Source organism: Vibrio sp. R10-SF1-ISO8, assembly GCF_059833805.1.
In genome coordinates, this window is the sequence record NZ_JCBDHL010000010.1 from 554,629 (window position 1) to 573,433 (window position 18,805).

At 45.2% G+C, this 18,805-nt stretch carries 14 protein-coding genes and 1 pseudogene; 8 read left to right on the forward strand and 7 right to left on the reverse strand.

Features of this window, described 5'->3' with window-relative positions; all coding sequences use genetic code 11:
- Positions 1-17: 17 nt before the first annotated feature.
- Positions 18-2,726 carry an HTH-type transcriptional regulator MalT gene (malT, locus tag AC6R00_RS08170; protein ID WP_500639998.1) on the reverse strand — a complete coding sequence of 903 codons (2,709 nt, stop codon included), beginning with the start codon at positions 2,724-2,726 and terminating at the stop codon, positions 18-20.
- A gap of 566 nt (positions 2,727-3,292) precedes the next feature.
- Between malT and AC6R00_RS08175 the strand changes: the two genes are divergently transcribed.
- The 4 genes from AC6R00_RS08175 to AC6R00_RS08190 all read left to right on the forward strand — a co-directional run bounded on the left by AC6R00_RS08175 (position 3,293) and on the right by AC6R00_RS08190 (position 11,182).
- Positions 3,293-5,746, forward strand: a complete 2,454-nt coding sequence (locus tag AC6R00_RS08175; protein ID WP_004743947.1) for a glycogen/starch/alpha-glucan phosphorylase — start codon at positions 3,293-3,295, stop codon at positions 5,744-5,746.
- A gap of 99 nt (positions 5,747-5,845) precedes the next feature.
- Complete coding sequence (gene malQ / locus AC6R00_RS08180) at positions 5,846-8,026, forward strand: 4-alpha-glucanotransferase (protein WP_500639999.1); 2,181 nt, start codon at positions 5,846-5,848, stop codon at positions 8,024-8,026.
- A gap of 186 nt (positions 8,027-8,212) precedes the next feature.
- The gene (glgB, locus tag AC6R00_RS08185; protein WP_500640000.1) at positions 8,213-10,390 is read left to right on the forward strand and encodes a 1,4-alpha-glucan branching protein GlgB; all 2,178 of its coding nucleotides are present in this window, start codon (positions 8,213-8,215) and stop codon (positions 10,388-10,390) included.
- Positions 10,391-10,525: 135 nt separating this feature from the next.
- Positions 10,526-11,182: a hypothetical protein gene (locus AC6R00_RS08190; protein WP_500640001.1), complete on the forward strand. Its 657-nt coding sequence runs from the start codon at positions 10,526-10,528 to the stop codon at positions 11,180-11,182.
- A 16-nt stretch (positions 11,183-11,198) separates the two neighbouring features.
- Here the strand turns inward: AC6R00_RS08190 and AC6R00_RS08195 are convergent, their stop codons facing one another.
- The 3 genes from AC6R00_RS08195 to AC6R00_RS08205 form a co-directional block, all read right to left on the reverse strand.
- On the reverse strand, positions 11,199-11,840 hold the full coding sequence (locus AC6R00_RS08195; protein ID WP_425667534.1) for an START domain-containing protein: 642 nt from the start codon (positions 11,838-11,840) through the stop codon (positions 11,199-11,201).
- 50 nt (positions 11,841-11,890) lie between these two features.
- Entirely contained in the window at positions 11,891-12,304 is a 414-nt protein-coding gene (gene arfB / locus AC6R00_RS08200) for an alternative ribosome rescue aminoacyl-tRNA hydrolase ArfB (RefSeq protein WP_500640002.1), read from the reverse strand.
- Between the two features lie 108 nt (positions 12,305-12,412).
- Positions 12,413-12,979, reverse strand: coding sequence for a TetR/AcrR family transcriptional regulator (locus AC6R00_RS08205; protein WP_500640003.1), 567 nt, complete (start codon positions 12,977-12,979; stop codon positions 12,413-12,415).
- Between the two features lie 98 nt (positions 12,980-13,077).
- Here AC6R00_RS08205 and AC6R00_RS08210 point away from each other — a divergent pair, with 98 nt between their 5' ends.
- Positions 13,078-13,611 (forward strand): dihydrofolate reductase family protein, encoded by a 534-nt coding sequence (locus tag AC6R00_RS08210; protein ID WP_500640004.1) that lies wholly within the window; start codon positions 13,078-13,080, stop codon positions 13,609-13,611.
- Positions 13,612-13,660: 49 nt separating this feature from the next.
- Here AC6R00_RS08210 and AC6R00_RS08215 read toward each other — a convergent pair.
- Positions 13,661-14,749 (reverse strand): annotated as a pseudogene (locus AC6R00_RS08215) (hypothetical protein); the annotation flags it as partial.
- 37 nt (positions 14,750-14,786) lie between these two features.
- Positions 14,787-15,236 (reverse strand): ati2 chaperone, encoded by a 450-nt coding sequence (locus AC6R00_RS08220; protein ID WP_239824968.1) that lies wholly within the window; start codon positions 15,234-15,236, stop codon positions 14,787-14,789.
- Positions 15,237-15,482: 246 nt separating this feature from the next.
- Here AC6R00_RS08220 and AC6R00_RS08225 point away from each other — a divergent pair, with 246 nt between their 5' ends.
- Complete coding sequence (locus AC6R00_RS08225; RefSeq protein WP_500640005.1) at positions 15,483-15,863, forward strand: VOC family protein; 381 nt, start codon at positions 15,483-15,485, stop codon at positions 15,861-15,863.
- Between the two features lie 55 nt (positions 15,864-15,918).
- Here the strand turns inward: AC6R00_RS08225 and AC6R00_RS08230 are convergent, their stop codons facing one another.
- Positions 15,919-17,220, reverse strand: coding sequence for an alpha/beta fold hydrolase (locus tag AC6R00_RS08230; protein ID WP_500640006.1), 1,302 nt, complete (start codon positions 17,218-17,220; stop codon positions 15,919-15,921).
- A 177-nt stretch (positions 17,221-17,397) separates the two neighbouring features.
- On the opposite strand from AC6R00_RS08230, the gene catB reads away from it, so the two are divergent.
- Together catB and AC6R00_RS08240 are read left to right on the forward strand one after the other, a co-directional pair.
- Positions 17,398-18,027 (forward strand): type B chloramphenicol O-acetyltransferase, encoded by a 630-nt coding sequence (gene catB, locus AC6R00_RS08235; RefSeq protein WP_500640007.1) that lies wholly within the window; start codon positions 17,398-17,400, stop codon positions 18,025-18,027.
- A gap of 231 nt (positions 18,028-18,258) precedes the next feature.
- Complete coding sequence (locus tag AC6R00_RS08240) at positions 18,259-18,756, forward strand: DUF2867 domain-containing protein (protein WP_500640008.1); 498 nt, start codon at positions 18,259-18,261, stop codon at positions 18,754-18,756.
- Positions 18,757-18,805: the final 49 nt, after the last annotated feature.

Sequence of the window (18,805 nt, forward strand, 5' to 3'; positions counted from 1 at the left end):
GTGCTTTAAATCCTCACTTAATAACCCATCAATTGCAGAAGGTTTTCAGCGGTTTTAATCGCTTCTTTGCGGTTAGCAATATTGAGCTTCTGATATAGGTTACGAATATGCGTTTTGATCGTTGTGCCGGCGACATCGAGCTCTTGAGCAATCTGTTCGTTGCTAAACCCAGAATAGATCAGCCCCAGCACCTGCCACTCACGCTGAGTTAGCGGGCTAGTACGAACAAGCTCTGGGATATTTGGGTGATTGACTAGCTTTTCAACAAACTCTTCATCAAAGTGAACGGAGCTGCTGCGTTGGGTAGTTGAAATATCTTTAAGCAACTGCTGTGCGCGATGGCGCTCTAAGTCGCCGAGTTCACTTTTCTGGTTAAGTTTCTCTAAGATATGGCCAATCTTGGCGCCATCGACGAGGAAATTACCCAACATACCGGTTTGATTGGTTAACTCCAACGCGCGTTTTAGGTGTTCACGTGCAGTTTCTTCATCATCTTGAGAAACGGCAAGTACCGCTTCAACAATCAAGTTTCGATTGGTATCAGTCAACAACTCGTTTTCTTGCGCTTGTTGCTGTAAGAATTCAAGTGTTTTGCCTGCATCTGCATATTGCTCTAGAGCGATTTGCGCGCGAGCGATATTGCGCCACTGCAGTTGAGTGAAGTGATTGCATGCCGTTTCAGGACGTACTGTGGTTTCAAGCCACTGTTGAATGGAGTCTAGATCGCCTCTAGCTTGCCAGAACAGAATCAGCGAAAGTGATGCGTTGGCGGTCCAGTCAACATGGTAAGTGGACTGTTTAAGTAAGTGAGCAATCTGCTCGATAAACTTACCCGCTTTATCGAGTTCACCACGACCAATTGCGATACGTGCCAACATTGAGTAGCTATGTAAGTGCTTACTTGGACTGTGGTCGCCTAGAACATGTAAACCCTTGTAGGCACACTCTTCTGCCTCATCTAAGCGGTTCCAACACCACAGAATTTGCGCTCGGACGCGAAGCAAAAATTCATGCAGAGGCACTTGCTGTAATTGGTGCTCTTCGATCAGTTTGAAGGCATTATCCTGTACCTCATATGCCGCTTGAACATAGCCTTGAGCAATGAGGATTTCACTCTGCTGAAGCATTGCCCACAAGGCCTGATGATAGACTTGGTATTGGCGAGCCAGCTTTTCTGTTTGTTGCATCATAGGTAGGGCGCGGCTTAGATGCCCGAGTACGTGGTTAACTTCACCGACCACTGAGGTTGCAACGATGCGACTGCGATAAACCGTACTGTCTACTTGACTCAGTGCTAGTTCAGCAAGTTCGAGCGCTTTCTCTGGTTCGTCTTGGTTAATCGCAACCTGAGCACGCAGAGCATTGAACTCTCCCTGCTCTTTAGCACTTAATACAATGTTTAGCTGCTGCATCTGCTCATCGGCTTTCGACAATAAGTCACCGACATCGTTATATCTGTGCTGGCTTTGAGCCAACCAAGCTTGCAGCATGCAGAGTTTAGGCTCGCTATAAAGTTGCTCAGAGGTGAGGGTATTGATCGCTTTTTCTAGCGTAATTAGCTCACCGCCGTTAAACATCTTCCAACCATACTGGCTTAAGATATCCGCTGTCAGTTGGCTGTTATTGGCTTCTTGAGCATGACGCAACGCTTGGTGAGGTGAAGAGAGTTTCAACCAAGCTTTTGCTGCTGTTTGATGCAGTTGTTTCTCTTGTTGAGGAATACGCGCAGTACGTTCGTGAGCGAGAAATTCTGCAAACAGGTTGTGGAAGCGATACCAGTTTTGCTCGCCCTCTAGCGGGTGAATAAACAGGCCGAATCGGTTTAGTGACTCAATCATGCTAAGGGCATCTTCACGCTCTGTCAGCTCGCAGACCAACTGATCATTGAAATGATCGAGTACCGAACATTGAAGTAAGAAATGACGCGTTTCTTTGTCGAGAAGATCAAACACCTCTTCAACCAAGTAATCCCATAGATGAGCGTGATTAAACTGAGAGAAAGATTCCGCTGATTGAGCTAAGGTTTTATGCTGGTGCTGGGCTTGCAGAGCGATAAGTTGCAATGCTGACGGCCAACCTTCCACATAGTTTCTTAGATTACTTGCCGTTGCATCGTCAATGCCGTCCGCGACTCGTTGGTTAAAGAATCGAGTGGTCTCTTCCGTATCAAACGCGAGTAACTCGTCGCCAATTTCGATCATCAGATCGCGAACACGAAGGTTAGCGGTGCCAAGTGGTGGAGCTGCTCGGCTGGTTACAACCAAAGTGACGTTATCTGGCATATGTTTGAGGAAGAAGCGCATCGCTTCGTGAATTTCATCTTCTGAAATTAGGTGGTAGTCGTCTAGCACCAAGTAACACTCTTGATGGAAGTTCGACATTTCCGTGAAGACTTCGCCAAACAATGAGTGAAGCGACGAGAATTGACGCTTTTCCGCTAGCTTTTGTGAATTCGGGCAACTGCCATCCGTCGCTTTATTGAGCGCTTGTAGCAGGTAGTTGATGAAGCGGAATGAATCGTTATCGCTCTCATCAATACTGTACCAGCCTACGTGTGACTTATCTGATAGCCATTGGGCGGCCATCGTGGTTTTTCCATAGCCAGCAGGAGATCTAAACAAGACCAGTTTGTAAAATGGAGCTTGTTGAAGAAGGTCTAGTACTCGTGGTCGGACAATCGCATTATGTAAGCGAGCCGGGCGAGTTAATTTCGAAGGAATCCACATCTTTTTGTCCCTATGCCGTGCCCTATATTTAGAGGATCACGTAATTCCAATCAGCTTGGTACGTAATTGAGTAAATATTGTGCAATTAAGCTTATTGGCAAGGATGTTACTTGAGAATAATCGCTACAGTTATTGATCGACGGCGGGTTTTTCGCGTAATTCACATTTTGATGCTAACTACGCCCTATTTTTGTGATTCTTGTCACTTATTGGTGGGGTGAATAATGGGATTTGATCACCCACTTGCACCAAAAAGCATGTAATTTGCATCGTCTAGCAAATCTTATTGTGACCGAGTATGCATATTGTTCAATTGACTATGTTCCTCTACACATATCTTTAATACATCAGTTATAGGTTAAATGCGTTGATGGCGTGATCCCTATCACCAGAGCTCAGACGATGTTGAATTTAAATGAGAGTTAGATCACTGAGCCCTTGGTAATACGCCCTCTACGCCCTTCGTCCTCCTCCCAAATTGCCGTGTTGTGGGAGGATGTTTTGCTGTTCATGTCAATGCACGATATGGCACAGATGGATTAGAACCAATAAGTGAGATTTCTCTAATGAAACCTACGCAACAGAAAAATTTTGATAAAGCGACTTTCCAAGCTGATGTGAAGAAGCACCTTTCAGCAACTTACGCTAAGACTGAAGAGACTGCGACAGCGCGTGAGTGGTATTTAGCTATGGGCAAAGCGCTTGCTGAACTAACAACATTTGACTTGCTTAAAACCGAGCAAGATCCAAAAATCAAAAACGCAAAAAGCGTTAACTACTTATCTCTAGAATTCCTAATTGGTCGTCTGACAGGTAACAACCTAATCAGCATGGGTCTATATGATCAAATCACTGATGCGATGGCTGAACTAGGTCAAAACCTAACGGACCTACTTGAAGAAGAGCGTGATCCTTCACTGGGTAACGGTGGTCTAGGTCGTTTGGCAGCGTGTTTTATGGATTCGTGTGCTGCACAAGAATACCCAACAGTAGGTTACGGCCTACACTACGAATACGGTCTGTTTAAACAATCGTTCGAAGAAGGTCGTCAGCAAGAAGCACCAGACGCATGGCGCGGTGTTGAAGGCTACCCTTGGGAAGTCGCGCGTCCTAAACTTGCGCAAGAAATTGGCTTCTATGGTCATGTCGAAGTAACACATGAGAACGGTAAAGAAGTTCGTAAATGGGTACCGGGTATGAGCGTAAAAGCAATGCCTTGGGATCTACCAATCGTGGGTTACGAGTCAGATACAGTTTACCCACTACGTCTTTGGGAATGTCAGGCAATTGCACCATTCTCACTAGCGAGCTTTAACAACGGCGACTACTTTGAAGCGCAGCACGCTCTTATCGATGCGGGCAATATCACTAAAGTTCTCTACCCGAATGATAACCACGAGAAAGGCAAAACTCTGCGTCTAATGCAGCAGTACTTCCACTCGGCGGCATCGGTACGCGACATTCTACGTCGTCATGAAGAAGCAGGTTTTGCGCTGGCTGATCTTCCTAAGCAAGAAACAATTCAGCTTAACGATACGCACCCAACAATTGCTATCCCAGAGCTAATGCGCATCCTTATCGACGAGAAAGGTCTATCTTGGGATAAAGCGTGGGATATCAGTGCAAATACTTTTGCCTACACTAACCACACGCTACTACCAGAAGCACTAGAAACGTGGCCAGAGTCGCTGATTCAGCGTCTACTACCTCGTCATATGGAAATCATTTTTGAAATCAACCACCGCTTCCTACAAGAAGTACGTAAGATGTGGCCTGGTGATGGTGAGAAGCAAGCGAAGCTGTCTATCATCCAAGAAGGTTTCAACCGCATGGTTCGCATGGCTAACCTTTGTGTTATCGGTTCTTATAAAGTCAACGGTGTAGCAGCGCTTCACTCAGAGCTAGTGAAGAAAGACCTATTCCCTGAGTTTAACGAAATCTTCCCAGGTAAACTGACTAACGTAACAAACGGTGTAACGCCTCGTCGTTGGTTGAAGTTCTGTAACCCAGGTCTGTCTCAGCTGATCACTGACAAGATTGGCAGCGAGTGGCCAGCAAAACTTGAGCAGTTAGAAGGTATTGCTAAGTTTGCAACTGACGCTAAGTTCCAACAGGAATTCATGGCAGTTAAGAAGCAAAACAAACAGCGCCTAGCTGATTGGGTTCAAGAGAACATGGGCATCGAGCTAGATACAAATGCTATCTTTGATGTTCAAATCAAACGTCTGCACGAGTACAAGCGTCAGCATCTAGACTTGCTACACATCTTGTCTCTGTACCACCGCATCATCAATGAACCTGGTTTTGAGTGTACGCCACGCGTATGTTTCTTCGCAGCGAAAGCAGCGCCAGGCTACCACCTAGCGAAAGAGATTATCTTCGCAGTGAACAAGGTTGCTGAGAAGATCAACAACGATCCGCGCATTGGCAACAAGCTGAAAGTGGTATTCATCCCAGACTACCGCGTAAGCATGGCTGAAATCATCATTCCAGCGGCTGATGTTTCTCAGCAAATCTCGCTAGCGGGCAAAGAAGCATCAGGTACGGGTAACATGAAGATGGCGCTAAACGGTGCACTAACTATCGGTACTATGGATGGTGCGAACGTAGAGATTCGTGAAGAAGTTGGCGATGAAAACATCTACATCTTCGGTCTAGACGTTGAAGGCGTGCAAGCGGTGAAAGCGCAAGGTTACAACCCTTACGACTACTACCACGCAGATCCTCTACTGAAAGCATCGCTTGACCTGCTTGCGGGCGAAGAGTTCACCCCAGGTCAACCAGGCCTACTTCGTGCAACATTCGATAGCTTGCTAGATGGTGGTGACCCATACCTATGTTTAGCTGATTTTGCTTCTTATGTTCAAGCACATGAAGATATGGGCAAACAATACAAAGACCAAGCGGGTTGGGCGAAGAAAGCCATATTGAACACCGCCTTGGTTGGTAAGTTCACCTCTGACCGTTCAATTAGAGACTACGTGAACAACATTTGGAAATTAGAAGCTGTTAAGCGCTAATTGATTAAAAAGCCAAGGCCATGTGCCTTGGCTCTACTCTTTTTATAATGATTAATAACCCTACATTTTGAAGGTATTAGCAGTCCTTCGGAGAGAGCGATGAAACAAGATAACGCATTAAAACAAGTCGCTGAAATGGCGAGAATTGCCGACAGCTACGTTAGCGCGTGGGGAGATGAAGCTAAAGTTGAAGACGAAACCATTCGTCACTTACTTGCGTCTTTAGGCTATGACACGACAAATGATGAAACTCTTCTGAAATCAGCAGAGAAAAAGCATAAGAAAGATGTGCTAGACCCAGTACTGGTTGTCCGCGATGGTGAACCTGTCGAAGTGGCGCTGAATCTAGGAGCGAGTGCTCGTGAAAGTGAGTTTAGCTGGCGCTTAGATACTGAGCAGGGAGAGGTACTTGAAGGCTATCTTCAATCGCAAATCGTACGCGATGAGCGCAAAGAGGGTGGCCCTTTAGTGTTTGCATTACCGAGAGATATCGCTTGGGGTTATCACAAGCTGACTATCACTCGTAAGCGTCGTAAAGCCCCTTATGAGATGACATTGATTGTGACGCCAAAAGCGTGTTTCAAACAAGATGGCATCTTAAACGGCAAGAAAATGTGGGGGCCAAGTGTTCAGCTTTACACGCTTCGCACTCAGCACAACTGGGGTATTGGTGATTTTGGTGACCTTAAACAACTGGTTGCCGATATCGCATCACGCGGTGGTGATTTTGTTGGCTTAAACCCAATTCATTCATTGTTCCCGGCAAACCCAGAAGGGGCGAGCCCATACAGCCCGTCGTCACGCCGCTGGCTAAACATCATGTACATTGACGTTAGTTCTGTGCCGGAGTTTGCACTAAGCATTGAAGCGCAGCAAAAAGTGGGCAGTGCAGAGTTCCAACAACGTCTGCAAAAAGCACGCGAGTCACACTGGGTAAACTACACCGAAGTCTCTGATCTGAAAATGAGTGTCTTGCCTCAGCTATTTACTGAGTTTAAGAAACGTCACTTAGATAAAAATTCAGAGCGAGCGCAAACTTTCTTAGCCTTTGTTGAAGAGGGTGGCGAGAGCTTAGTTCATCAAGCGGCGTTTGATGCGCTTCACGCTAAACTGCACGCTGAAGATTCTAATGTTTGGGGCTGGCCTGTATTCCCTGAAGAGTACCGTAAGTTTGAAAACAGTGCGGTGCAAAGCTTTATCGAACAAAACCAAGATCAAGTTCATCTTTACATGTACCTACAGTGGGTTGCCGATACTCAGATTAAAGAAGCGCAAGCTTTGGCTGAAGAAAAAGGCATGTCAGTGGGCTTATACCGCGACTTGGCTGTGGGTGTGGCGGATTCAGGCTCAGAAACTTGGGCGGATGATGGTAACCTAATCATGGATGCAAGCATCGGTGCTCCACCAGATGTCCTTGGACCACTTGGTCAAAACTGGGGACTACCTCCGCTGAATCCACAAGTGCTGCAAGCGACTGGCTATGATGCATACATCAAGCTGCTGCGCGCGAACATGAAGCACTGTGGCGCACTGCGTATTGACCATGTGTTAGGCCTGCTACGTTTATGGTGGATTCCTAAAGGTGAAAACGCAACTAAAGGCGCTTACATTTACTACCCAGTGGAAGACATGCTAGCGATTCTGGCATTAGAGTCGCATCGCTATCAATGTAGTGTGATTGGCGAAGATTTAGGTACTGTGCCTGATGAAATCGTCGAGATTCTACGCGACGCTGGCGTTCACTCATACAAGGTCTTCTTCTTTGAAACTTCAGAAGATGACGGCGGCTTTATTTCACCTGCTCATTACGCAGAGCAATCTATGTCTGCCCTGTGTACTCACGATATGCCAACGCTCCGTGGTTTCTGGCACTGTGAAGACCTTAAGATGGGTGAAGAGCTTGGCCTTTATCCTGACGCAGAGCAGCTCAAAGGTCTGTTCGCTGACCGTCTAGAGTGTAAGCAAGGTATCCTTGACTCAGTGGCATGGCATGGTTACCTACCAGAAGGTGTGGGCCGTGATGCGCAATATGTACCAATGGACTCTTACCTAGCGGAAGCACTTCAACTTCATGTTGCAGCAGGTTCTTCGACACTGCTCAGTGTCCAGCTGGAAGATTGGCTTGAAATGGACAAGCCAGTTAACATTCCTGGCACGGTCGATGAGTATCCAAACTGGCGTCGTAAACTGTCGATGAATCTCGACGAAGTGTTCGCGCATGAAGGGGTTAATCGCATTGCTCACAAGCTCACCGAAGTTCGAGCGAAAGTAAGCAAATAGTCGTCTAATTGCAGTTCATACATAGAAAATTTTAGGTTGTATCACTCTATGTAGAGCCGGAATTCGGTAAACTGTCATAACGCTAATTAAGCCCGCTGCATAGCGGGCTTTTTGGGTCATTTGACCTGTCAATACGACAACTAATCTTATTTGGATTATGAAAGTTAGGTTAGGGAGAGAAGTAACTTGAAAACAACAACGTTAGATAAGGCAACAAAGATTTATAACCGGCTTTCACACGCGACATTCGCTGACCCATTTTCGTTTATCGGGCCTTTTATCGATCCAGAGCACGGTGCTTTGCGTGTATGGATGCCAGGCGCTGATAAAGTTGAATTAGTGATCGACGATCAGCGAGTAGAACTTGAAAGGGAAGATGCCTCTGGCTTTATCCTTAAACAAGAGCAAGATTTACACTTAACACACTACCTGCTTGCCGTCGATTGGAATGGCACCGAGCAACTGGTAGATGATCCTTATCAGTATCACAACATCTACGCTGAATATGATGAGCTGCATACGCCTAAAGAAATGTACAAGCATATGGGCGCGCAGTTTATGACGCTTGAGCGTGGTGGCAAACAGATTTCGGGTATCCGTTTTTTGGTATACGCTCCGCATGCTTCTGCGTGTAGTTTGGTGGGCGAGTTCAACCAGTGGGATGGACGCCGCACGCCTATGCAGCGTCTCGACTATGGTATCTGGGGTATCTTTATTCCAAATCTCCCTGAAGGTACTCAATACAAATTTGAGTTAAAAGGGCCAAATGGCGAAGGCTTACCTCATAAGGCTGATCCTTGGGGCGCGTTTGCGGAGCAGTACCCTTCTTTTTCTTCAGTGACTTACGATCATAGCCGTTACCAATGGCAAGATGATCAGTGGCAAAATCGTCCAGTGACGGAAAAGCGCAAAGAAGCGCTCTCTTTCTATGAGCTGCATGCGGGTTCTTGGCGTCGTGGTGCGAACGGTGACTTCTTAAACTACCGTGAGTTGGCTGAGCAGCTAATTCCTTATCTTGTCGATATGGGCTACACCCACATCGAATTGATGCCTGTTTCCGAGCACCCATTCTATGGCTCTTGGGGCTATCAGCCAGTGGGTTTATTTGCGCCAACCAGTCGTTTTGGTACACCAGATGACTTTAAATACTTCGTCGATCAGTGTCACCAGGCCGGTCTAGGTGTGGTACTTGATTGGGTGCCAGCGCACTTCCCATCAGATGATCACGGCTTAGCGAATTTTGATGGTACGCCTTTATTCCACGACCCAGACCCTCGTCGCGGTTGGCACCAAGATTGGAACTCATACATCTACGATCTAGGCCGTGAACATGTAAGACGTTTCTTAGTTTCTAACGCATTGTATTGGTTTGAGCAGTTCCATATTGATGGCATTCGAGTCGATGCTGTCGCGTCTATGTTGTACCTCGATTACTCACGTAGCCATGATCAATGGATTCCAAACGTTGATGGTGGCAATGAAAACTACGATGCGATTGCCACGCTGAAGTGGATGAATGAGGAAGTGTACAAATACTTCCCGAATGCGATGACCATAGCTGAAGAATCGACCGCATTCCCGGGAGTGTCTGCACCTACCTTTATGGGCGGCTTAGGCTTTGGATTTAAGTGGAATATGGGCTGGATGCACGACTCTTTGTCTTACATTCAAGAAGACCCGATTCACCGTCAATACCATCACAATACGATTACCTTCCCATTGGTTTATGCCCACAGCGAGAACTATGTACTGTCGCTATCACACGATGAAGTGGTTTACGGTAAAGGTTCTATTCACAATAAGATGCCTGGCGACGAGTGGCAGCAAACGGCCAACTTGCGTGCGTACCTTGGTTACATGTACGCACAACCGGGTAAAAAGCTTAACTTTATGGGCGCAGAATTTGGTCAGACAGCGGAATGGAACCATGACGATCAACTGCAATGGTTCCTGCTTGATTTTGAACGCCATCAAGGGGTTCAGGCGTTGACTCGCGATCTCAATAAGCTATACAGCAGCGAGAAAGCAATGCATGAGCTAGATTGCGAACCGCGTGGCTTCGAGTGGCGATTGCAAGATGCTGCTGAAGCGTCGATTTTGGCTCATGAGCGCTTGAGTGATAGTGGAGAGCGTATTCTTGTCGTGACCAACTTTACTCCTGTCCCGCACGAAGAGTTCAGATTGGGTGTACCACATGAAGGAACCTATCAATTGCTGCTTAACACCGATGACAACAAGTACCACGGTAGTGGATTTGAAGTACTTAACTCGGTGACGAGCGAAGAGGTAGCAAGCGAGGGCTTAGAACAATCCATTCATTTACGATTGCCGCCGTTAGCGACCGTCTTCTATAAGTTAGCCTAACCAAACTAGCCCAGTGAAAACTGGGCTTTTTTAGCTCTGACATTTGATGACAAAGCCTTACAACATCCATATACATTAATAATCAATGGCTCAATAAACTATCCATAACAATAATGAATGGTTTTGGAGCTGAAATTGAAACCCTTAATCCCACTATTTATCGCCGTTACCGTACTCTCTGGTTGTCAGTCTTCAAAAGATAATCTTGCTCCCTATGTCTTCCAGTCGCAATGCCAAGAAGCAGATGAGTATGATTTTGAGCCTCTGACTTTTACCGTCGACTCCTCATTTGAGCAGGCGCGAGTGAATGGTGTTATCTGTTCGGGGTCGTACACTGCATTTGAACAAATGACTAAACAGTACCCGAAAGTAAAGCTACTGCGATTAAAGGAGATCCCAGGTTCTGTCGACGATGAAACCAATCTTCGCTTATCGAAGAAGATTCATCAGATGGGGATCAGTACTTACTTAGGCGAGAATGGCATCGTTGAGTCAGGTGGGACGGACCTGTTTCTTTCAGGAGTGACCAGAAAGGCGGAAAAAGGCGCGAAAGTAGGCGTTCATTCTTGGGCTTTCGAAGATGATGATGGAAAAGTGGTGGGTGGCGTTGACTTACCAAAAAGCAGCCCAGAACATCAGCCGTATATTGAATACTATCAAGATATTGGGCTAAGCAAACCTGAAGAATTTTATTGGTTTACTATGCATGCGGCGTCTGCGGAGGGAATCTATTACATGTCCCCACAACAGCTTGAACATTTCGGCTTTAATACCCCAAGCTTTGCATTCTAGGTTAGCGGGTTCTCTATCACTCTTTGATATTGGGGTGCGCACTGCCTTGGTAGTTAGGAAGTTGTTCTCGCAGTCCCATAAAGGTATTGCGAGCGCTTTCTTTAGCGAGTTTGTTGGCCAGCCAATCAGGCAGAGCGCCGCCAGGATCAGCGAAAGCAACGTATTCGATAAGAGCACTACCATTGGTGAGCTTTTGCAGCGTCCATGTGGCTTTTACTGAGGTAATGCGGATGTAATCCTCTTGCTCGGGCAAACTGGCTGGAGGGGCGTCTTTGATGTTGAGTGTAAAACCTATCTCATCGACGGAATATTTTGAGTAAGTGACCATATCGCGGTCTTTCGCAGGCCAAGGTGCGGCAAATTGTGTGTAGACAATGTTTTCGTTGGATGAGATTTGCTTTATAACGCGGCTTAGGCTGACGTTATCAATCCAGTTCGGCACATTAGCGGTATCTTCCAGCAACAACAAAAACGCGCCGTAGCTGGTGGGGGCGAACATTCTGGCTCTAATCTCGACTAGCCCATCACTATGCTCACGAGAGTAGATGGTTATGCCGTCACTGTCGCTTTCAAACTTCCAGTTAGCAACTGGCTTTGCCCATACAGCGCTTGAGGCGATTAAACTGAAGATACAAATACTTTTCCCTAAGTTTGTCATTATCTTACCTGATTCCTAACCATCCTTGTTTAGTCTATATGACACTGAGCTTAATGCTTAATTCGGCCACGAAGAGACTTGGTCTGCGATTTGATGTTTTTACTTTTCAGCCGTCTTTCTTTAGATGCGCGGGTTGGTTTTGTCTCTCGACGTTTCTTTTGCACCACCATTGCCGATGTGATCAGTTCAGCGAGTCTGTTGAGCGCATCTTCTTTGTTTTGCTCTTGAGTTCGATATTGCTGAGCTTTTATTGTGATGACACCTTCTTTAGAAATACGAGAATCACGCAGAGCAAGAATTCGTTCTTTATAAATGCTAGGTAAGCTAGAGTGCTTAACATCAAACTGAAGATGAATAGCACTCGAGACTTTGTTGACGTTCTGTCCGCCCGCACCTTGAGCTCGTATTGCTGTGAGTTGGATCTCCCAAGCTTGTAGGGTGACGTTGTTGGATATCTTTAGCATTCAGTACATGTGATTTAGGCTATGAAGAGTCATTGTAGCCTGACTGAAGCGCTTCGCCATGGTTTTCAGGTTTTTTGAAGCCATATCGTTGGTAAATCACATAGTGTCTTATCGGTCAAAATGAGGATCTAAGCATTGATAAACAAGGTTTAATGGTCCAGAAAGCATATCTAATGTGAGCTCACTGCTAGGCTGGCAGTTGAGTGCCAAAGCGAAACCATGCAAGTAGTCGGCAAGGAGGTCGATAGCGTGCTTAGTGGTTTCAGGGGAGAGAGCAAGAGGCTGCACTATCGTTTCAAAGCGTTCGATAAATACATTGGCAGGACTGACGGAGTCCATTTTGAGTAGCGTTTCAAGTAATCCAGGGTAGCGATGCAAAAGAGATACGTAGCTGATGCAGAGCTGTGATAATTGAGTTTGCCAATCTTCACTCGCGTCAGGCTGGTAGATATCTTCAATCAGAGAAATGACGATAGATTCTTGCAATGCATTCTTGTTACGGAAGTAGTGATATATCGCCATTGCGTCAACGAATAACTCGGTGGCTAACCCTCTGACACTTGGCATTTTATTGTCTCTAAGCATCAACTCTTTTGCTTTGCTAAGAATGCGTTCAGCATCCAATTGGCTTGTTTGGGCTTGAGGGCGCCCTCTGCGTTTTTGCTTGACAGACATCTTAGGATCTCATTAATCTAATATTAATTCTACAGTGTAGAATTAATTGTAACTCAGTTTTATACTTTGTCCAAACTCGTTTATCGGAGAACCTGACCATGGCAAATATCGTATTTATTGCAACCAGTCTTGACGGTTATATCGCAGACAAGGATGGGGGACTCGATTGGCTGCATTCGATACCTAACCCAGACAATATTGATATGGGATTTGTGCCCCTGCTTGAGCGTGTCGATGCGTTGGTGATGGGCAGAAATACCCTTGAAGCAGTACTAAGCTTTGACGTTGATTGGCCATACAGTAAGCCCGTCTTTGTGCTGAGCAACACATTGAAAGAAGTCCCATCTGGCTATCAAGACAAGGTGTTCTTAGTCAGTGGAGATTTGCCTGACATCGTTAAGGATCTTAATGAACAAGGTTACCAAGATTTGTATATCGACGGTGGAGTGACAATTCAAAACTTCTTAAAACAAGATCTGATAGATGAACTTGCTATCACCACTATTCCAGTTGTTCTCGGTGGCGGCGCAAAACTGTTTGGGGAACTGGATGGTTTGCAAAAATACAATTTGGTTGAAAGCAAAGTCTATCTCGATGCGATTGTTCAAAGTCGCTACCAGCGCCAGCGATAGTTACAAGACCCTCTGATAGTCGAGAGGGTCTACTAAATCTTCTTTAACCTCTTACTGTAAAGGTTGAGGCTACAGGCTTATGGTCACTCACGTTGTCAAATCCTTCATCTAAGACCTTAGTTTGCAAGTCTTTAAGATTCCCAGTTTTGTTGGTCAATCCAGTGTTGTCCAGTTCGCCAAAGTCTGGACGATCTCGGCCTTCTTTATGCTTGATCTTGCCTGTTGAATCTAACTGCATGTAGGTATGGCTGTTAAGAGCCTCAAACTTAAATCCATGCTTCGCTAAATGAGTGTCATCGTGTGATACAGGATCATACATGGTTCCATCGCCTAAAAGCTTTTCACGCTCATTCAAGTCACCGGTAATTAGAACTTCCTCATTGGATTTAATTCCAGCCATAAGTTTGTTGCCTTCTAATTCACGCTTGGCCTCTTTGTTGGAGTCTAGGTGTGCGGAAATAGCGGTAATATCTTGTCCATTGACTTCTAAGGAAGTTTTAACGCCCCCTTTATTGCCAGTAATGCCTAACAAGAACTCCATATTCTTGCCTCCCCAACCGTGTCGGTATTCAGACTCTCCTTTTACTTTAACGTCGGCACCATCTTTGGCAAATACAGACATAGACGTGTAGCTGACGCCTTCACCTAGTCCTTTGGTCATAACCTTCATCTTGTTTTGGCTGAGTAGGTTCATGCCCTCAAGCTCTAGATCTTTGGCAAGCAGTTTAGATTCTTGCTCAGCAAACAGTACGACATCATAGTCACCACTTTTGATTAGGTTCTGGAAATAGTTTTTTGTTTCTTCCGGCATTTTTTGGTTTGCCTGATTGTAGGTAACGGTGAGTACTTTCGCTTCACCGATTCTTCCTTTGTTGTGTAGCTGTTGATTCATCTGATTGAGCTTCAAGTCATTGTTTTTTGTTGCATCAGACTTGTTGAAAAAATGGCTAAAGAAGCTTTTGCTCTCTTTCTGTTTTAAGCTTATTTCTCCATCGCTATTTTTGGTAACGCTATATTCTTTGCCAAAAATAGAGCCAAATTTAACGGTATCACCTTGTTTGGCTTCATTTTTTAATCTGTGAATATCAGCAAGATCTAAATTACCTCTATGCTGACTATTAATATGAATGGTTGACATGATTTTCTTCCGCTCTTGATTTAATAATGGAAAACAATTAAATGAAAATGCCTGAGTTCGGTCTTTCTATAGACTCAGTAGATGTTTCAACTTGTTCAATGAACTGATGCCATTGTTCGACTTTATCGAGCAACTGCTGAAGTGTGTTTTGGACATAGCCTTGAGGTTTGTTGGATAGGGCTATTATCTTGTAAATGCTTAAACGACGGCTATCGGGTATGAGACCAACACCGAACCCGCCTCGAAAAGGCTCTAGCGCCTGCTCGCCTAAAGCAACAGCTAGTTGATCTGGCATGGGAATAGGTAGCTCAATAGGGCTAGTAATAGAAACATGTAGGTTGATTGTGGCTTCATTTTTGAAAATAGTAAGAAAAAGAGCTTCGTCATGAATGCCGCTTTCTGGTGATAACTCACACTGAAATAATCCGTTGTCATCGAATTCAACATTATTGCCTAAAAAACTAATACTCTCTTGATAGATATCCATTACTACGCCTTTACCTCACTAATAATCTTGGTATGTTTTTTATTATTTAATTGCGAGGAGTTTATAGCGCTTATGGGCGAAAGGAATATTAGATATGGCTGTGATTTTTTATGATTTACATATTTAGATTGACGGCTTATTTGCCTGTATTCCACCAATTGAAACTTGAAAGGGCGTTGTACTGACTGGAATTGTTGAAGTCCTGCGCTAGTTTTAAAGAGTCATTCGCTCAGGTCTAGGAGGAACATGCAAATGAATCCAGTTGGTTGGTTTGAAATCTATGTTGACGATATGTCGCGTGCGAAAGCGTTCTATGAAGCAGTGTTTGAAACGTCGTTAGAGAAACTTGATGGTGACGCTAAGATGGAAATAGAAATGTGGCTTTTTCCATCCTCTATGGAGCAGTATGGCGCAGCGGGTGCGTTAGCAAAAATGGAAGGGGTTTCTCCAGGTGGCAATAGCACACTGGTCTACTTTTCTTGCCAAGATTGCGTTAATGAGCAGTCAAGAGTCGAAGGCGCTGGTGGCAAGGTGGTTCACACTAAATTTGCTATTGGCCCACACGGTTTTATCTCTATGGTCTCCGACACTGAAGGCAATATGATTGGTCTTCACTCGATGGAATAACACCGATGACACATTTTAAGTTGGCCCCCCAACCTGTGTGCGGGGGGCTCTTTGGTTAGATAAGTGTCGCTGCGGTTTGGTCACCCATTGCAATCAGAGTATCTAAGATCTTCTCGCCATCAGCACGTAAACCGTTGTGCTCATATTCATTCGTAATCCAAGCTTTGGCATTTGGCATCTCTGCCAGTGTTTCTCGGCTGATATCCATCTCAACAAACATGTCATCGGCATAGACAGCGCAGCTTACTGGTACTTTATTGTTTGCTAACTGTTTCATATCGTATAACGGTTGCCAGTCTTCTTTCGCTGCGAGTAACTCAGCGGCGGCTTTTAGTGGTTGCAAGTTCTTGTATTGATCAAACATCCAAGGGAAGACCATCTCACCAGTAAAGTAGAAAGGTTTGTCTTTATCGTAGTTAAACGCTGGGTTTTGCTGACGAACTCTATGAGCACTCCAGTTTGACGCAAAGCCTTGGCAGTAGATTGATTCATGCAAAATGGCATAGATCGGATTCGTCTGGAAACCTTGCTCTATCAGCATGCTGCTCAAAAACTCATAGCGCAGCTCGGTTTTTCCATTAACCTCAATAAGGGCGTTTTCTAGTGCGTAGTAGGTTGGCAAGAAAGTATCACTCATACCGAAGTTAATTCCAATCTGCTGGAATTGCTCAACGGTAAATCGCTGTCCGTTGGGTAGGTATTCTTCGTTATCGATCAAGTGATCGGCAATCTGTTTACACAGCTGTTGAGCTTTAGGGAACTGCTGGAAGAAAGCTTGGTTCTTCTCCATCGTTCGTTTAAAAGTCGCCTGATATACATCGTCTGGGTGACGAGAAATCGACGGGACACCGCCAGTAATAAAGCTGCGAGACAAACTCTGAGGAAAAAGTGATAGATAGGTGAGTGAACAGAAACCACCGAAGCTTTGACCTAGAATTGACCACTGCTCAACCCCAAATTGCTGGCGAATAAACTCGGCATCGCGAACGATGTTGTCAGCACGAAAGTAGCTTAAATACTCCGCTTGCTCTTCAGGTGTTAGGTGCGCCAGAGTTTGGTGAGAGATCACTGAACTATTGCCCGTTCCGCGTTGGTCTAACAGTAAAACACGGTAATCTTGCAGCGCGCGCTTTACCCATCCGCTATTGCCATTTTGACGAGGAGAGGGGAAGCCTGGGCCGCCTTGAAAGTAGACCAACCAAGGCTTTGCGCTGTTACCATCTGAAACCAAGGATAGCTCGCGAGCAAAAACGGTAATTTCACCTTGCGTAGCGTCTGAGTAATTTAAAGGGACTTGAAAGTAATGCGGAGTGTATTTTACTCCTGCATCAATAAATTGCTGAGCGGTATTGATCATTATTAGTACATCCGTGACGTTGAGATGCGGTATCTTATCGTGTTGCCATGCGGATACCAATGCCAGTTTGGGTTAGTGTGGACTGAGCGATGGCAATGATAAATCTCAGTGACCTGAGTCATCTTTATCCTTATCCTAACCTTGGACTAAATCATAGATAACCAAAAGAATGAAATTATGAATGTTTTTGACTCTCCATTTGCAGGCAAACCGCTGACCGAGCAGGTAACCAACCCCAATATTATTGTTGGTCGTCATAGCTACTATTCGGGCTATTATCATAGCCATGGTTTTGATGATTGCGCACGTTACTTAAATCCGGATAGAGACGATGTCGATAAACTGATCATCGGTAGCTTTTGCTCGATAGGCTCGGGCGCTGTATTTATGATGGCAGGAAATCAAGGACACCGCAGCGACTGGATCTCGACCTTTCCTTTTTTCTATCAATATGATGAGAACTTCGCAGATGCGCAAGATGGATTTTCATGCGCAGGAAATACAGTGGTGGGGAATGATGTGTGGATAGGCTCTGAAGCGATGATTATGGCGGGGGTAACCATAGGAGATGGTGCTATTATTGCCAGTCGCGCTGTTGTGACCAAGGATGTCGCACCCTATGAAGTCGTGGGATCAAACCCAGCCAAGCACATTAAGTATCGTTTCTCAGAAAGTGAGCGAGAGAAGCTAAATGAAATGCAGTGGTGGCACTGGCGCGATGAGCAGCTTAAAGGCGCTATGTCATTACTCTGCTCGGGTGATGTGGATGGGTTGTATAGCTACTGGCAGCAACACATCACTGATTAAAATTGAGACAAGGCACAGATATTCACTTCTGTGCCTTTGTTTTATCTATGGTCACCTTTAAGGTCATAATACCAACCAGAATAAATTTCTGGTCATTCTTGCTGGTTAAAATCGCTGATAGCTACAAAATCTATGCCTTGCTCTAAGCGATTTTTCCTGCGCAATTATCTGATCAGCTATTTATCCCGATTGGTATAAATTGAAGGATTAATCACCCAACAAGGTTTTGCTATGGAACTGCCCAGTCACTCTAACATTCACCCCTATTTGCAAGGGGCCTACTTCGCTGATACACACAACATAAAGTTGGCTTGTAACGGTGAATCCGCACTCGAAGTCTACTTTGCGATGGTGAATAAGACGCCCCGCTGGGTTAATGCGCTAATGGATTTACGCAATCGCATTGTTTCAAAACTGGGGTTGAAACACCTAGGGCGTATGGCAGATTTGGATGAAAACAAACCGATTGGCGAGTATCGAGTTGGCGATCAAGTGGGTATCTTTTCTATTGTGAGTTTAAGCGACAACGAACTGCTGGTAGAAGACTGCGATAAGCACCTCAATGTTCGGCTCTCTTTTCTTATTGTTCCTGATGGCGACACAATGACCTTGCATGCAACAACGGTTGTCGATGTTAAGAACACGTTCGGCAAAGTGTATATGTTTTTTGTTGCCCCAGTACACAAGCTGATAGTACCCACCTCTTTAAAAACACTCGTACCCGCTTAAATCTCATTGTCGTTCGAATTATTCGAACGACAGGCTCTAATCTCCCCGC

Excerpts from the sequence above, each read along its gene's own strand:
- malT (WP_500639998.1), bottom strand. The coding sequence starts at position 2,726 with ATGTGGATTCCTTCGAAATTAACTCGCCCGGCTCGCTTACATAATGCG.
- AC6R00_RS08175 (WP_004743947.1), top strand. The coding sequence starts at position 3,293 with ATGAAACCTACGCAACAGAAAAATTTTGATAAAGCGACTTTCCAAGCT.
- malQ (WP_500639999.1), top strand. The coding sequence starts at position 5,846 with ATGAAACAAGATAACGCATTAAAACAAGTCGCTGAAATGGCGAGAATT.
- AC6R00_RS08195 (WP_425667534.1), bottom strand. The coding sequence starts at position 11,840 with ATGACAAACTTAGGGAAAAGTATTTGTATCTTCAGTTTAATCGCCTCA.
- arfB (WP_500640002.1), bottom strand. The coding sequence starts at position 12,304 with ATGCTAAAGATATCCAACAACGTCACCCTACAAGCTTGGGAGATCCAA.
- AC6R00_RS08205 (WP_500640003.1), bottom strand. The coding sequence starts at position 12,979 with ATGTCTGTCAAGCAAAAACGCAGAGGGCGCCCTCAAGCCCAAACAAGC.
- AC6R00_RS08210 (WP_500640004.1), top strand. The coding sequence starts at position 13,078 with ATGGCAAATATCGTATTTATTGCAACCAGTCTTGACGGTTATATCGCA.
- AC6R00_RS08220 (WP_239824968.1), bottom strand. The coding sequence starts at position 15,236 with ATGGATATCTATCAAGAGAGTATTAGTTTTTTAGGCAATAATGTTGAA.
- AC6R00_RS08225 (WP_500640005.1), top strand. The coding sequence starts at position 15,483 with ATGCAAATGAATCCAGTTGGTTGGTTTGAAATCTATGTTGACGATATG.
- AC6R00_RS08230 (WP_500640006.1), bottom strand. The coding sequence starts at position 17,220 with ATGATCAATACCGCTCAGCAATTTATTGATGCAGGAGTAAAATACACT.
- catB (WP_500640007.1), top strand. The coding sequence starts at position 17,398 with ATGAATGTTTTTGACTCTCCATTTGCAGGCAAACCGCTGACCGAGCAG.
- AC6R00_RS08240 (WP_500640008.1), top strand. The coding sequence starts at position 18,259 with ATGGAACTGCCCAGTCACTCTAACATTCACCCCTATTTGCAAGGGGCC.